This is a genomic window from Microbulbifer sp. VAAF005 (assembly GCF_030012985.1).
Lineage (GTDB): Bacteria > Pseudomonadota > Gammaproteobacteria > Pseudomonadales > Cellvibrionaceae > Microbulbifer.
This window is the reverse complement of record NZ_CP120233.1, coordinates 144,609-160,231: the sequence shown is the minus strand read 5'-3', so window position 1 is coordinate 160,231 and position 15,623 is coordinate 144,609. Positions and strand designations below refer to the sequence as shown.

Annotated in this window: 16 protein-coding genes; 3 read left to right on the top strand and 13 right to left on the bottom strand. The window is 43.7% G+C overall.

Annotation, left to right across the window (positions count from 1 at the left end; translation table 11 throughout):
- Nucleotides 1–123: 123 nt before the first annotated feature.
- The 7 genes from P0078_RS00725 to P0078_RS00695 form a co-directional block, all read right to left on the bottom strand.
- The gene (locus P0078_RS00725) at nucleotides 124–723 is read right to left on the bottom strand and encodes a dihydrofolate reductase family protein (protein WP_282932568.1); all 600 of its coding nucleotides are present in this window, start codon (nucleotides 721–723) and stop codon (nucleotides 124–126) included.
- Nucleotides 724–1,256: 533 nt separating this feature from the next.
- A complete protein-coding gene (locus P0078_RS00720) occupies nucleotides 1,257–1,478 on the bottom strand; it encodes a hypothetical protein (RefSeq protein ID WP_282932567.1) in 222 nt (73 codons plus the stop codon).
- A gap of 250 nt (nucleotides 1,479–1,728) precedes the next feature.
- Complete coding sequence (locus P0078_RS00715) at nucleotides 1,729–2,286, bottom strand: hypothetical protein (RefSeq protein ID WP_282932566.1); 558 nt, start codon at nucleotides 2,284–2,286, stop codon at nucleotides 1,729–1,731.
- Between the two features lie 535 nt (nucleotides 2,287–2,821).
- Nucleotides 2,822–3,745 carry a phosphatase domain-containing putative toxin gene (locus P0078_RS00710; protein ID WP_282932565.1) on the bottom strand — a complete coding sequence of 308 codons (924 nt, stop codon included), beginning with the start codon at nucleotides 3,743–3,745 and terminating at the stop codon, nucleotides 2,822–2,824.
- 790 nt (nucleotides 3,746–4,535) lie between these two features.
- The gene (locus P0078_RS00705; protein WP_282932564.1) at nucleotides 4,536–5,813 is read right to left on the bottom strand and encodes a DUF711 family protein; all 1,278 of its coding nucleotides are present in this window, start codon (nucleotides 5,811–5,813) and stop codon (nucleotides 4,536–4,538) included.
- A gap of 41 nt (nucleotides 5,814–5,854) precedes the next feature.
- On the bottom strand, nucleotides 5,855–6,259 hold the full coding sequence (locus tag P0078_RS00700; RefSeq protein WP_282932563.1) for an ACT domain-containing protein: 405 nt from the start codon (nucleotides 6,257–6,259) through the stop codon (nucleotides 5,855–5,857).
- Between the two features lie 461 nt (nucleotides 6,260–6,720).
- Entirely contained in the window at nucleotides 6,721–7,503 is a 783-nt protein-coding gene (locus P0078_RS00695) for a YwqG family protein (protein ID WP_282932562.1), read from the bottom strand.
- A gap of 565 nt (nucleotides 7,504–8,068) precedes the next feature.
- Here P0078_RS00695 and P0078_RS00690 point away from each other — a divergent pair.
- Both P0078_RS00690 and P0078_RS00685 read left to right on the top strand, forming a co-directional pair.
- Nucleotides 8,069–8,386: a hypothetical protein gene (locus tag P0078_RS00690; protein ID WP_282932561.1), complete on the top strand. Its 318-nt coding sequence runs from the start codon at nucleotides 8,069–8,071 to the stop codon at nucleotides 8,384–8,386.
- A gap of 100 nt (nucleotides 8,387–8,486) precedes the next feature.
- Nucleotides 8,487–8,852 carry a hypothetical protein gene (locus P0078_RS00685; protein WP_282932560.1) on the top strand — a complete coding sequence of 122 codons (366 nt, stop codon included), beginning with the start codon at nucleotides 8,487–8,489 and terminating at the stop codon, nucleotides 8,850–8,852.
- A 421-nt stretch (nucleotides 8,853–9,273) separates the two neighbouring features.
- Here P0078_RS00685 and P0078_RS00680 read toward each other — a convergent pair whose 3' ends face one another.
- Genes P0078_RS00680 through P0078_RS00670 form a run of 3 tightly spaced genes read right to left on the bottom strand, consistent with a single transcriptional unit; the run spans nucleotide 9,274 to nucleotide 11,655 of the window.
- Complete coding sequence (locus P0078_RS00680) at nucleotides 9,274–9,723, bottom strand: hypothetical protein (RefSeq protein ID WP_282932559.1); 450 nt, start codon at nucleotides 9,721–9,723, stop codon at nucleotides 9,274–9,276.
- Entirely contained in the window at nucleotides 9,710–10,384 is a 675-nt protein-coding gene (locus tag P0078_RS00675; protein WP_282932558.1) for a response regulator, read from the bottom strand. Before P0078_RS00675 ends, P0078_RS00680 begins: the two co-directional genes overlap by 14 nt.
- Nucleotides 10,384–11,655 carry a sensor histidine kinase gene (locus P0078_RS00670; RefSeq protein ID WP_282932557.1) on the bottom strand — a complete coding sequence of 424 codons (1,272 nt, stop codon included), beginning with the start codon at nucleotides 11,653–11,655 and terminating at the stop codon, nucleotides 10,384–10,386. The genes P0078_RS00675 and P0078_RS00670 overlap by 1 nt, the downstream gene beginning before the upstream one ends.
- A gap of 188 nt (nucleotides 11,656–11,843) precedes the next feature.
- On the opposite strand from P0078_RS00670, the gene P0078_RS00665 reads away from it, so the two are divergent.
- Complete coding sequence (locus tag P0078_RS00665; protein WP_282932556.1) at nucleotides 11,844–12,671, top strand: DUF2306 domain-containing protein; 828 nt, start codon at nucleotides 11,844–11,846, stop codon at nucleotides 12,669–12,671.
- Nucleotides 12,672–13,258: 587 nt separating this feature from the next.
- Here the strand turns inward: P0078_RS00665 and P0078_RS00660 are convergent.
- The 3 genes from P0078_RS00660 to P0078_RS00650 all read right to left on the bottom strand — a co-directional run bounded on the left by P0078_RS00660 (nucleotide 13,259) and on the right by P0078_RS00650 (nucleotide 15,219).
- Nucleotides 13,259–13,609, bottom strand: coding sequence for a hypothetical protein (locus P0078_RS00660; protein ID WP_282932555.1), 351 nt, complete (start codon nucleotides 13,607–13,609; stop codon nucleotides 13,259–13,261).
- 152 nt (nucleotides 13,610–13,761) lie between these two features.
- Nucleotides 13,762–14,268: a GNAT family N-acetyltransferase gene (locus tag P0078_RS00655; RefSeq protein WP_282932554.1), complete on the bottom strand. Its 507-nt coding sequence runs from the start codon at nucleotides 14,266–14,268 to the stop codon at nucleotides 13,762–13,764.
- A 477-nt stretch (nucleotides 14,269–14,745) separates the two neighbouring features.
- Nucleotides 14,746–15,219 carry a TM2 domain-containing protein gene (locus tag P0078_RS00650; protein WP_282932553.1) on the bottom strand — a complete coding sequence of 158 codons (474 nt, stop codon included), beginning with the start codon at nucleotides 15,217–15,219 and terminating at the stop codon, nucleotides 14,746–14,748.
- Nucleotides 15,220–15,623 lie beyond the last annotated feature (404 nt).

Here is a 15,623-nt window from a genome sequence, read left to right as displayed (position 1 = left end):
GAAAGAAGCCAATACAGATAGTGAAAATACCAAAATATGTTCTTGCTTCATAAAAACTTGCACCTCATCCTAACAGCCTGATAAGAGCCGCTTCGAGAGCAATTTATTTGTCTAAAAGCTACCTTATACGGCCTTGCCATCTAATAGTTGATAGAAGTGCATGAAGGCTCCTGAAGGACATGCCGAAAATTTAATGAGTTTGTATTTTGATGAGATCTTGCCATTTTCAAACAAACGTTTTCCTTCTCCAACAACTACGGGAAACGTCCACAGTCTAAGCTCATCTACCAAACTATGCTTTAGAAGTGACTGTACCAATTGCCAACTTCCATGAAGCTGCAACAGCGGCCCTTCCATTTCTTTAACTTTGCCGACTTCTAAAGCCGCATTCGAGCTCCTGAGCTTGAATGAATTATTCCACATGAGATCATCAGTGCCTGATGTCACAACGTATTTTTTTGCCTGATTAAGTTTATCTGTGATTGGATTGCCAGGTTCCGCATTCGAGAAATTTGAGGCAAACAAGTTGTATGTATTGCGCCCTAATAGCAGATCATACGGTTCTGCCATTGCTTCCTTTCCCACTTGCTCCATGACTTCATCCCAACAATCTTTAGCCCAACCTCCATGACTAAAGCCACCTGAAAAATCTTCCTCAGGTACACTCGGAGCTTGCATTACACCGTCAAGCGTTTGAAATATCAATATGGCTAATTTTCTCATTGGTTGATTCTCGCGAAGAGCCGAATCCTTTGTGCGGTATAAGTCCAAATATACCCTTATGTCCCGAAATTGAATTCAGTACCGATTTATAAAGTCAGCGAACAAGTATAAGTGTGATAGACACTGACTACGCATAACTCGAGTAACTAATTGGGCCTATGCCTGAATAGCGAGGCAAATACAGCTTATCTTATGAAGCCTCAGGAGATCAATGTCGGCATCTATGCCAACCAGAAAGAATTCCATATCTATATGGAACTGCTAGACCACTCTTTTGTGTCACTAATAACCAAATCTTCTATTAGACAACTGCAACCCCTTAAACCCGAATGGGCGCTAATAGAAACTACGGAAATACTTGAATTAAACTCTATTTTCGTCGTGCCCTAAGCGTTCAGTCGACGCAGCCAAATCCAATAAATCATACTCACCCCATGATCTAGAAAGACGATCACACTCTGAACACAATGAAAAACAACCTATATCGGGTGTAAGTAATGTCCACCAGCTTTACAAACACCCATAAATACTTTTTAAGAAGCCCCATCAGATAAACGATTAATACCATAGATAACTGACGGAATACCTACTAAAGCACAAGCAAATGACATTCCTAAATAAGGCAGCATCTCCATTGTGTATTCCACATCCTCATAGTCAAATCCCCGGATGAACTCATGAAGTAAGAAGACAAATGCCACTGTGAAAAATATTCCTATCGTAAAAGGCAAGCTTTTAATGGTTAACTTTTTCATGATCAGGTATTTCCTCTACCAAAATGCCCAGACAGACCCCACTGGTCCTACTCAAAATTTCTACTATCACAGCAAAACAGAGAATTGAAGCAAATACGAGATATAAATTTCTTTTTTTCATACTACTCCTAATAGCTCATATACTGGGCTTATATACCCCGATTCCTATTAGAGGGCCACATCGAAATAAGCAGTCTCGTGTATAAATATAAGTAGCTTTAGGTACCGACTCGTACTCATTGCTATGTATTTACTCCATCAAGGTGACCTTACCCGCGTCTACGCTCCAAAGGCCAGCAGAAGTGCTTACATAAATTTTCTTCTCATGATACAGACTCAAAAATACATGAAATTCAGTTGGTACATTTGAGATCAAGTGAGTAGAGAACGGGATACCATCCCCCTCAGCCGGAACCAATAGACAGGTCTTTGTTGATGGAGATACATCCACAATATCATTACTACCTAACCTGAGTCTGAACTTCAGATGACGGCCAAATTGAATACCAGAATCATTCTCAGGGCTTAATAGGAGATATATATTTTCAGTTTCAAACTTTTCATCCACTACCGATACAGCTTTGTACCTCCCCTTACATACAAGGTCTTTAGACATTTCTAAGATATCCTGCTCTCTGCTTGTATAGGGTGAGCTTCCATCTTCTGAAAGCACTGCATCGTATAGCTTCTTCCCTAAGTATTCTGAGTGTGCCACCTGGAATCCTGTATCTGCATCATTTCTCACAGACGTAGTTTTACATCCAGAAATAGCCAAAAACGTTACAGCCATCAACACTATTTTTTTCATTATTGTATTCTCTAATTCAAGTATAACGGTTGATTCAAAGTTGGTACCTATATCACGTTTCTCAATGATTCGGAAGCTGGTTAACTCAACCATATACAAATATATAAAAGTTCACACTCCACCTTTAGATAGTACGAACGCTCAATATAAATAATACAGCAAAGTCTTTATAGCTCTCCCCCATCCATACTCTACTTATTTCCAGAAAATTTCATAGAAAAACTGACTTAATTTATATCTCTTGGCAATTTATAGAAGGGTTTATTTCATATTTAATTCCCCCCTACTCCATCCTAATTCGCAAGTTTCCCATAACCATAGCTTGAAGCACTATATCACCCTCCTTCCACCGCACAGAAATCTATGTATCCACTGAAAATGAACAAGGAGTAGGTCGTAGAGTATGTTGCTAACAGGTTCTGTGAGAATGAAAGACCGTGCCAAACCTCTCCGTAGAAACCAGGCATTATTAAGCCGCAAGATACATAATAAAAAAGAGCCCAACGGGGTTGAGCTCTGTTATTTCATATCTCATTCATGCCCTTACCACTTGCACATGTGCAGTGGGTGATTCAGTAACATAAGGGCTTTTACTATTCGCAACGCCGTGTTGACCAACCAATTTTTTGAAAACGGCATCCCCTGTACCACCACCAGAACCGGCATGCCCTGGATCTTGGGCAATGCCAAAGTCCTGTTTGCCCGGGTGCCAGTGTCCACCTGCGTGGTCCAATGTATTGTCATCATAGGTCTTTGATGCTACATAACCCAGATGATCTGAGAATCTTGCGAGAGTGTTGTACTGAGCTTTCATTTCTACTGAGTGTGTGTTGTATTGCCTGCGGACCTTTCCCAGGGCTTCTTGAGCAGACCTTGAAGAACCAGTAAATAACGACCAAGCCGCCAGAAAACATCCTGTACGCCCGGTCCCGCCCCAACAGTGGGTGGCAACAGATCCATAAGCGCTACGCTCATGGACAGCCTCGCAGTAACGTACCAACTGTTTAACAGAAGGGGCATGCCAATCCGCTAGAAAACAGCTAAACCATTTAAAATCTGGGAAGGTTCCAGAGGTTGCAGCTTTCGTGGCAGCTGCCCCATTACTTTCAATAGTTATGACTGTTCGAACATCATTTTTATAAAGCCAGAGACCTGCCTTATCTAGATCTGGATTGCTGTTGAATTTCGACATACCTCCAATACCTGGGCTCATCCAGCTGAAATTTTGTGGTTGAATTTCACCACCAAGATGTGTGAGCAGATAGTTAAGTGCATTTCTATATTTTAACTTTTTCCTTGCCGACATTGGACGAATGGCACCTAAAATATCGGCTACAGAGGCTTGCCCGGGGTCTGCATTGCGTAGCACCGTGTACAAAGATCTCAAAGAAGAACGCGCCTCAGTAAATCTACTGTTCGCTACATTTACCCGCTGTTTAAATGTATTAAAAACGTACATTTTTATTCCTTTTAATCTAATCGTTTAATATAACAACCGACCACTATATGATTGTCCGCCATACCGGCACAAGAGAGCTTCATTTAAGTCTGCCATAATTTATTTTTAGATCTATGTGTTTTCACACAATTTTCTAAAAATGATCAATTACTGCAAATAAAAGCTTAAGCATCCTCCCAACAAGCATCATCTTTCAATTTTTACCTCAAAGAATGCCGCTCTCAGTCTGAACATCAATAGGAAACAATCAGACAAGTGCAAAAATTCAGATTTATGGAAGCCCAGCAAGTGGAACAAGTGTCCCACTATCACCACTAAAAACGGAAATAAATCTAGTAAGGTCTTATTTCCATGTCTTTAATCTACTTCCCCATACGATACGAAGAGATCTACTTACGCACTTAAAAGAAGAGGAATAAAAACTGGAAGACATTGAAGGCAGATTCTCCAATGAAAGAGAGACTAACAAATCCTTCCTTAAAGAAGTTAAACTCTATTTTTTGAAAAAATGCGGCAATTACTTCATATCCCCCCTCAAAAACAAACACTCTAACTAAGCACACCTGTATTTATATCCTACAGGAAATACACCCAAGAAAGAGCGTTTGCTTTTCTGAGTAGGACCATCTTTTGTTGCCATCCTTCGCCTTGCTTGGTAGTTTGTCTAGCTTAGCGAAGTATCCAATGGAGTTAAAATTGCTACATACGTATGCATACAACCTTGCCGCTGCTTAAAGTGTATTATAGGCACCACCGGCTTAGTTAGATGGTTATTTTGATAATTTGGAACTTACGGTACTGAGAGCACGGTACAATTGCATAAATCATCACTTTCAAAAACTGTTTGATCACCTGCTGTAAGACCTGGAACTGGAAATAAGCGAACAGTTAATGGTTTATTTAGTCGATAGGCCATAGTTCCGGTATCTCTCATAAGTGCAGAGATCTTTTCTATGGGAGTATCGCCAGGAATGGGAACCGTATCCAAACCGATGCCACAAACAGCACTGAATGTTAGAAGGGATCGTATATCAAAATTGTCCTTTTTAGTCCCTTCAGCCAAGCCAGTATCTTCAGTTAATGCCAGCATAAGACCAGAGAACCCGACTAAATCTACTCCCTCTATAGACTTGAAGACTTTTGTCAATAATGACGAAGCTTCAACTGTTCCGGATGCACCAAAATATTCTACACCCATTTGTTTATAGACTTCAGCCATACTTGAACAATCTTTTGAAGGCGCTGCAGAACTATCAAAGCCAGAGAACCTAAAATTGTGTTTAGACTGTGAGTTCAATATGACTTCATTGATGCTTGAGATATGATATTGAAGCGCATTTCTCATAATTTGAAAGTAGTTTTTGTAACGCTCATTATGGCTCTTAGTAGATGCACTTAGACTGTAAAGTTTTAGCACATTCACAAGTAAATCAGGGGTCTCTAAACCAATAACAAAACAATTACCTAGTTCTTTTCGATGATAGCTAGCAGGAAAGTATGGGATAAGAGGTTCACAATTGAAGTTAACGGTGAAATTGAAATTCCCCTCTCCTCTTTCCGTGATTTGACTAATCTTTAACACAGTTTTAGCCGATTCTTCTATAAGATCATTGGTAAGAACCCCAAACTCATCAAGGCTCACATTCACGCAGACATTGCATAAATCACCGAAATCTTTAATCAACTCTGGGAGTAATTTTATCTCATTTTTGGTTTTTGCTTCACCAATAGCAAAGCGAATTCGGAGCCCAGACCTGTTTGCCCCTTCCAATAATTTACTTATATACTGCAGGTCAACTCTTGCTGTTTCATATGAATCAGTATTTAAATATTCGCCAAACGAATTAGTGACAACCCTCACCGACTGAACAATATACCCATTATTATGAAACTCCTTTGACAGGCTGGCACAAAAAAATGATGCCTTCTCAATTTCTTTTTTCCAACTATTTTTATCTCGCCCCAAACTAATAAAAGTTGTAACTGTTCTAATTCTGCATAACTCTTTGCTTTTATAGTTCACGTCTTCACTTCTTCCTTGGTGGTAAATTGCTTTTCCAAAGTCCATCTTTAGATTTTAATGTTAACTCATCCCCTAACGGTATCCTGCTAGCTGTTTTTTCCTGATATTTCATACAGAGCAGATAATGCAGCTTTAGCTTTCTCTGATTGAACAAAGATATGGTCATGAAAATAGGCAGCTACTACGTTTGCACTGATACCTTTTGACATAAGCTTATTTGGTATTACTGCGGTCAAGCCAACAGCATTTAAACTTGAATGTACCGTTAACATTATCTGTTTGTAAGTACTTTCAAATCTGATATTTTCGTTCTCAGCAATGCTTTTTAATAAAATCAGGGTTAAGCCTTCTGGTTCAATAAAACTGGCACGTGGCTGCAAGTGAACATAATCAGATAGCTGACCTGAGACATGACAAAATACATACTCACTCTCAAACAATTGTGGATTCATATCATCTAATAGTTTCCCAAGATCTACTGTTCCTGACATTAATATCCTCCAGCATTCTAACAATGGTGAGTTTGGTGAGGCCGCTTTCTTTGTGGCCGAAACGAGATTATTGCCGCCACCAATCAACCTGGCAGCATGCGTATAGTATCTTTAGCTTTGATAAACATGGAGAATTTTTAACAAACCAGGCTGGAGCCCTATAAATATAGATGTACATCTAGAAGCATGCTCTATAAGAAACGGAAAATAAATAGCACAACCCATTCCAATCCTCCAATACTGTTTCGCAAATCTTGCAATCAACTATACCTTCACTATCAGCCCCACTCTATCGACAGTAAAATACTGCTCACTCATTGTGCAAAGCGCGCATATCCAGCGCGCTCAACTTAGCCTAAATTCTACTACCCAGAAAGATTCTCCAAGCTTCGCTTTATCGCTAACAGCTAAATCAGGTACATCACTATTGACACCTTAATATTCTTGATATATTTCAGCTATCAGCAGCAGTCCCAGTTATACCAGACTTTAGAAAAGTCTTTTTTCTTTAGCGCTTCTCTTTCGATAAAGAAGTTACCTACACCCATATCACCCCACATTATTTGATTGTCACCCACCAGTTCAGAGTCCATCTGAAATAACAAAAGCCAATTATCTTTTTTCTCAGAAATACGTGGATCTTCTTGTGCAAAACTAGCATAACCCCCTATTTTACTGCCTTCAGCAGAAAAATTCTCGTACACATATTCAGCAAGGTCGTCCTCATACTCCAAAGGATCAGACGCATACATCTCATATCTATAGTCAGTAGGTGATGGTATTTCTTTATCGAGGATACATTCAATTCGATACTCCCTAGAAGCGGGAAGGAAATGTTCATCATTCGCTCCTGGAAGATCTTGCTCTAAATACAATTCATTTTTTTCAATTTCAGGATGGTATATGACCCGATAGCCGCTAGGCGATGAAATTACTTCTTCTGTAGGTCTGTCAAAATCCATCCCGTAAACGTCATCATCCTCGATAAAAAATTGAAGTATTCCACTTTCAGGATATTGACTCAATTTGGGTAGCTCATCGAAGTTCAGCTGAGCCAAAAGGATTAACTTGGCACCATCATCTGACACAGGATATGCCTTACCCTTTGGCCAATATGGTTTCCCGCCAAACTTTGTACTCCAAATATGTTCAGCTTTCTCCGCTTTTGGGAACAACTTAATTGCCGGAAGGCTAAATTTCTCTAGCTCGGAACGAATTTTCTTTGCTTCTAATTCAATATCCAATTTCTACTCCATTTTCAAGACTGACGCTCAAGCATTACCTTGTAAGCTAACAGTTAATTCAAAATCAGCATCTATATATCACGCTTCTCTTTAATTCCAAAGCCCATTGGCTTAGCCAGCTGCCCCACCCCCAAGGGCCACTTACCGAACTCCTCAACCTGGAACGCTACCCACAACTAGACTAATAGTAGAAACTAGGTTTAGTGCCAAACCGCCGAGCCATGAGAACCCTAAAATTGGGACATGTGTATTGATTCCAGTGCAAGAAGTGAAAGGTAAACAAGAAAATATAGGAATCTTCCCCTGAAATTCTACCTACCCTCCGAAAAGGGCTATATACGCATCAGCTACTCACAATAGCCAAATAATAAACATAATTGAAGTGCGTTTTTTTTCAAATATACGGCTAAAACCCATACTTGCAACCGATATAGTTAAGATCAAATTGGCAGCATTTTATTTACAGGGTAACGAAATTAATCCCGCAACACATAAGGTAATAATTCAGTATTACCAAATTAATTTTGCGATTAAATAATATTCGCCCTAACATACGGAGGCCACCATGATTTTTCCAGAAAACTTTAAAGCAATAGTAATCAATCCAGCCAACCTGCATGCCAAGCCACCCGGAATAAAGTATAAAATTAGGGATTCAATCGGTCAAAATTTTTTAGTTAAAAATTATGACCTCCTAATCGGTGAGTGTGTAACTGTACATAATGAAGAAGACGGCTATTTCTATGTCACAAGAGATTTAACTGAAAACTATCAAAAGGGATATATAAAAAAGAAGGCTCTTATCGGTCGTGACAGTATTGAAAAAAAGAACATTACTCAAATGTCTAGCCCCAAATCAACATATAAAAAGATACTACCTTGATGTTATTGATATCTTTGGGAATAGAATACAGCAAGTAAAGAGAGTTATTGACATTCCCCTGAATAAGCGGGTAGCTGAAGAGTTGCTAAGGGAGATTGTATTGCAGGGTATTTCTGAAGCCGGTAACGCCATTACCTTTGGATTAGGAACTGGTGTTTCAAAAGCTGCTGACAACTGGTTAATTCCCAAAACACAAGGAAAAATTAAACTGGAAATATCAAACGATATAAAAGGCAAAAAAGCGCCTGGGTATATCAGTATTTACCGTAAACTAAATCACCTTTACAAAGGTGATCGTGAAGGCGAAGGTACTTTATTAGCATTTGAAGAGAGATGTAACCAAACTTACTACTCCTTGGTACACTGCCTGTTAAATAGAGAAGAAATGGATATAGAAACCAAACAGGAGGTAATTGACCACTACTTCCTCAAGCTGAACAGTTCATTCCCCTTAGTTGATCAGTAAAATAATAATATTGCCTTGGCTGAATGCCAAGGCAATATTTTCCAGAGACACTCTAAACACCTAATCTATATGGCCCGTCATCTCAATAGGCAAAAGTAAAACCACACAGAACACTAGGTATCTAGCTACTAAAGTAGACATGGAACGCATAACAATATCGCGATGTACCCAAATACCCCTTGTGCAATAGCCGACTATGATGACACTCCTCACTGTGTGGTAGGCGCATTTCTGATTGATAGGGATATCAAGTGCGGAAAGGATTGTGGGCAGGTATTGTTTCGTGGAGAACACGACCTGGCCAGGGCTTCGAAGGTCCATAGAGAATTTTATTTACCAGACAGACGTCAAAACTAACAAGTTAAAAGCGGCTTTGAAGTCGATGGCTGCTAAAAGCTAGTACAACCCCCAAGCACCTGCATTACTGTTTCTCCACCTCAACCTGTGCCACTACCGCAGGCCAGACCATTCCCGCCCTCGTTCCTACTAGTAGCATTACGAAAGACATCTCCAATGCTAGGAAAGTGCCAATAGGATGATTGGGAACGCCTCGTATCATCAGGTAGAGCAAGTAGCTCATAGTAAGCAGATTACCCGCGAGCGTAACGTTTAGCGCATAGCGACGCTCTTGCCAGAGTGGCTTACAGAGGAGGAGGTTCAACACCGCCGTGCCGGCGAGCATCACACCGGGCAACATCAACAACAAACGACGGGATAAACCAATTCCATCGCTGGTTATCAAAGGCCAGGTGGCAACAAAGTGGCCCTGGGCTCCAAGGAGGAAAAACAATCCCAGAACTACAGCGCCACAGGCGGCAAGGCGATTCAGTGCATTGCGTTGCAAAGCGGGTTTTGATCTAGAAGCCGACATCGTACTCCCCCACAGTGGCCAGGCCACATTCGTAAGCGAATACGACTGCCTGCGCACGATCGCGCAGCTCCAATTTTGACAGCAAACTGGAAACGTGGGTTTTCACGGTAGCTGGGCCAATAAACAGGGTTTCGGCAATCTCTGCATTACTCTTGCCTGCGGCGATGGCTTCCAGCACTTCACGCTCCCGAGTGGTCAGACGCTCCAGGCGTTTTGCCAGGTTGCGCCCGGCACCCAATTTCTGTGCGAACTGGCTAATCAGGCGTTGGGTGATGCCCGGTGCAAGCATGGCACCGCCCTCTGCTACGGTGCGCACTGCCTGTACCAGCGCCTCTGGGGGAATATCCTTGAGCACAAAACCACTGGCGCCAGCCCGCAGCGCACGAAACACATATTCATCAGGATCGAACGTGGTCAAAATAATGACACGGCAAGTTGCATCACTAGCTTCCAGTATGTGCGCTGTGGATTCCAGCCCGTCCATCTCCGGCATACGGATATCCATTAGGATGATATCTGGCTGGTACACTCGCGCGGCTTCAATTGCCTCGACACCCGTACCGGCCTCGGCGACCACCTCGATATCGGGCTCGTTATCCAAAATCAGGGCAAAACCGCGCCGCACCAAAGCCTGGTCGTCCACCACCATCACTCGCAACATTATGTTTTCACCATTCCTGTAGGTATTTGTGCATATACCTCAAAACCACCACCATCGACTACACCCGCATACAAATGGCCACCGAGCAGTTCCGTGCGCTCGCGCATGCCTGCGATGCCGTGCCCTCCGCCGGGTTGCTTGTCAATAGCTGTTTCTTCCATGGGCCGCTCGCCGACAGTATTTCCATCATCGCACACTCGAATCGTGAGAGTGCCGTGGTCTGCGCGTACACTCACTTGGACTCGCGCTGCGGCACCGACGTGCTTGATGACATTGGTGAGAGATTCCTGAACGATGCGATAGGCGGCGAGCGCGACGCTAGTTGGCACTTTTCCCAGTGCGCCGTGGGTCTCGTAGTCAACCAGGGTTAACACCCGTCGGACCTTTTCAATCAGAGCTGGCAAATCGTTGAGATCTGGTTGCGGAGTGAGTGCAGTGTCGTTATTAGTCGGTCGCAGTACACCGAGTAAATGACGCATTTCCGTCATGGCCTGACGGCCAGCCTCCTCTACAGAAGCCATAGCCTCACTGGCAGCTTGCGGGTTATTGCGGCTGATAGCCCTGGCGGCACCGGCCTGCACAGTCATAAGACTCACTTGGTGGGCTACCACATCATGCATTTCACGGGCGATTCGAGTGCGCTCAGCCGCGACTGCACGCTCGGATTCGGCATTGCGTTCGCGCTCTAAATACTTGGCTCTCTCTTCCAACAATCGCAGATATTCGCCGCGAAAGCGCAGCCGGCGGCCGATATACCACAGCGCCCATACCAGCATCACCGTTACTGTGCCTGCTGCAGTTGGCTGAACCGGAATACCCTGGTCAAGCGCCACAAAAACCAGCGTCGCGATAACGCCAAAAAAGCTGGCCCGGGTATTGGCCTCGTAACGACCGAGGCTATACAGCGAAATCGCCATAGCCACGATGCCATCTGCCGGCAAACCCAGCTCCAGCAATATTGTTGCGCCGAGAATAACGGCCTGTACCTGCCAAGGGTGGGTGCGACGCCACAACAGAGCGAAGGAGCCAACGAATGCACACTGGAAAGTAATAACATCCGACAGGCTCTGCATGGATAGCACTCCGGGCGAGCCGTTGCGCGACCACATCAGTAGCGTTAGCAAGAACATAAGCAACGCAATAAGCAGGTCGGTCAGGTGCGGCCATCGCTCAAACGGCCCACGTAAGGGCCGCCACATAGGGAGCTTGGGCAGTTCCGTGCTGGCATTGGGCGGATTCGGCTCAGGCATATTTAGGGACGAAGATTTCATTTCCGCATGCTAAACCAGGTGCAACCAGCTGTCATGGGACTTTCCGGGGAGACGGAAGCGGCAAACTCTCCACCCTTTGGGGGAGTTCGATTCCTGCCTGCGGCCGATGTGCGTAGGTCTGAAAAAGCAGAACATGTTCGGCAAGCATACTCAGACCCAATACGGACCATAATCGCCTGGAGAACCCCATGAACGACGCTGTACTCAGCCAAACACTACCGCGACCATTCGATACCCGGCGGGCAGTTAACCTGTCGGTAAAAACCTGGTTCTGCATCGCGGCTATCGGCCATGCGATCTTCTTTGCCTATATCCTGGCCGTCTTCTACCCACCCATTGCCGAATCAGGAGTGCACGGCTTGAAAGGGCTACACCTGCCGGCAGGCTTCCGCGAGGGAGATATATTAGGCAACCTGGCTTCGGTAAGCCACGTGCTATTGGCCGCGATTGTCATCGGCGGTGGTCCACTTCAGCTAATCCCTTCGGTGCGGCGCCATGCCCCTAACTTCCACCGCTGGCTGGGACGCAGCTATCTACTGACCGCTGTCATCGCCAGTATTGCGGGGCTCTACATGACCTGGACGCGGCACACCTTTGGCAATCTGGTGTCGCAGATCAGCATTACGATGGACGGCATACTGATTCTGTTTTTTGCTTTTCTGGCAGTGCAGACTGCGATGGCCAGACGCATTGCTGAGCACCGCCGCTGGGCCTTGCGCCTTTTTATGGCAGCAAGTGCAGTGTGGTTTTTTCGTGTAGCCTTGATGGGCTGGGCAATGCTAACCGGCGGCTGGGGGATTGACTGGAAATCCTTTACCGGGCCTTTCCTATATGCCCTGGGCTTCGGCCAATACCTGCTCCCACTGGCCATGCTGGAATGGTATTTTCACTGTCAAAAGCGTGGAGCCGCACAAGGTACCCAGATTGCGTTTGTCAGTACATTAGTGCCGCTGACCGTGTTTATGGCCATTGGTATTTTTGCTGCTACGATGGGAATGTGGCTGCCACGGATCTAAGGCTACCTGGGCTGGTTATCGTGAACTTCTTGTGTTGATTTGGCTTTAGAGGTTCACGACTTGGAAATCCCGCTACTGGCTACTGAAGTAAGACACAAATTGCAATCCTGGGCACCCACTGAATAAAAGTACGATGAGCATCCGTACCCCCTCGCCGAATGGGAACCATCTATATACACAAAGAAAAATACGAAAAGCCTACAGAGAAGCAGCCCGGGATGGATTCTCCAATACGGAAGGTAATACAGAACCGTTAGCCAAATAGAGTCCCGCCCAGATTAAATAGGCCGTGATTACCGTATTAACCCCCGACAATTCAAATCTAGTGAAAAACAACTGAAGATCCTAATTGACGCATTCATTTAATACTCAGTTGGATACATCACCTAACACCCAGAGTTCAATGGACCAAGCCGTTAATCAGTAGTAAGTGATCAGGTTTGCATTACACACCTTACCCTCAATACTTACTAAAGGTCGTGTTTTGATTAGCTTGTTCGAAATGAAATACTTCGATCACCAAGGTATAAAGAAGAGCGTGATCAACAGTATTAGTAAAGCTACCGCCCCCTAAACCTGTTAAGTGATTACTTGACTCTATGAAAATATTCACGGCCAATTTCACTCTCTAGCTTTACCCAATACAGGTTCTCATTAACCACTGTAAGTTGGTAAGTATCTATTTTGCCAAATTTCTCGTATTCAACTTCGATTAAGTTACTTGTACACGTTTTGTAATTTATGCCTGATACATCCCCTGAAAAAGCAAAAGGGTAGCTTTTCCCTTCTATTACCACTTCTATATTTTCAGTTTCATGCACCTCTAGAAAGTCTTCCGAATATGTAATTATCATATGGCCAAAAGCGTATTTGACAAAGTCTAATTGCTTGCGCTCGACTTTTGGATTTTGGGATGCGTAATCATAGCTTTCTTTCATCGAGGACTTCCAAGTCCCAAAGAGAAACTCGCAAGAGTGCGCCACTTGAGAGCATAACATCAATAGGATTATAAAGACTGACTTCATTGCTTATTCACTTAACCAATTTGGAACTGCAAAGAGTTGGAAAATCAACGCCAATTAAGCGATCGCTATCCTTGGGTCGAGAATGCCTCATGGTACGCAACCTCTCCTTGCGGAAAATTACGGTTAAACGACAGCGCCTGGAAGTACTCTGCAGGAACCCCTGGCAAAACCAACCCCTCGACAACCTTAAAGCCAAACCGCCCATAGTAATTGGGGTCCCCTAGTACGACACAACCCGCAGCCCCCTGCTCTTTGAGGTCCGCAAGGGCTTTTTCCACTAGTTTTGAACCAACCCCCTCACCTTGATGCGCAGGCAATACCGAGATCGGCCCAAGCCCATACCAGCTAGTTGAATCATCAGAAATATTGACTGGAGAAATAGCAAGATGACCCAAAATTTCTCCATCTAATTCAGCCACTTGAGACAAAAATAGCGCACCAGCCCGGCGAAGAGCCCTCACAATAAATTGCTCAGTGTGATCAGTATACGGAGCTTCCCGAAAAGCTAATTCTATAACTCGGTGGATTAGCTCAATATCTCGGCTACTCTCATTGCGAATCTTGACGTCCAACTTTTTATCCCTTGAGGAAGTTAATTGTTAGTTCAAAAACGATGTCTATATATCCCATTTTTCTATAATTCCAAAATTCATCATCCCTCCATAGTAGCAATATAATTCTAGCTCTATCGCGGTTACACCCAGCAAGATTGAATGTTATATCAATTTTTGATTATCACGATACAGCCTAAAATCCTGCGATAAAAACGAACGAAGTAGACGCTTGAATATCGGCAATCTTTGTCTTTCCGAGAAGGCTCTTTCTTTAGCAAAATTGTAAACCCAACGTATATTAGTTAGAGATTTTGGGGAATGCCGACACTTCAGAACCGCATATAAGATTACCCTATGCGCTCAATTTCACAAAACCACTAACGCGGCCCACAACAAGTATAAAGCAGCATCCGAAGCTCTAAACTTATTTATATTCTCCATAACGTCTTAATGACGCCCCTTCTTAGAAAGGGCCGCCACTAAGTTATTATAAACTTATCGGGATTCCAATTGGTGTTGTTGAGCACGAGTAACGTAGTCTTGATATGCCGGAATTGAAATGGCAGCCAATATTCCAATTACAGGAATTATTAAAAAGAAGAGTACAAGTACCAAAACTAATGCCGAACCACCCTTTTTATTTCCATACTTGTCAAACCACTTCTCGTTAGATGTGCATAAGAACACAATACCTTCGATAAAAGCGATTAATCCAGGAATTCCTGTCCAGCAGAACAGAAGATAGAACAATCCCCACCATTGGCCCAGATAAAATCTATGAAGACCAAAACCGCCTAAAAATATTGCCAACAGTCCAGCAGCCACTTTCCCCTTACCACCTATCTGCTGAGCCACTCCGCAACTTGGGCAAGTAGATGCCGTTCTTGAAATCTGGGAACCGCAATCCCTACAAAAGACCAAATTTCGCTCAAGTTCAGATGAGGGTTGCTCATAGATATTTCCGTCCAAAATAAGGCTCCTTAACCTACTTCTATAAATATAACAGTTCGCTGAAAAGCAGCATCTATATATCACGCTTCTCAATAATTCTAAAGCCCACTAATCCAATCTTCTCCACACCCCCGCCTATTCCACCCCTAAGAATCAATTCCCAAGCCTCCCCTCCACTGAGTGGCCACTCATATCTTGCGTGCCGCTAGAAAACAACTAGATTGAGCCTCCTGAGGTGAATGGCAACCAAGTAAAGTTAGGCATCTATGCACCAAAAGACTGACCGTCCCACAGAACAAAGATTTAAGTGCGCACTTACTACTGGGGTGGAAGGAAAGAATACACCGCACTCGAGACACGCTGTGAATACATCCCTGTAAGCTCCTAATCGGCATCCATGCCTCATAGGGTCCCAAGCGCGG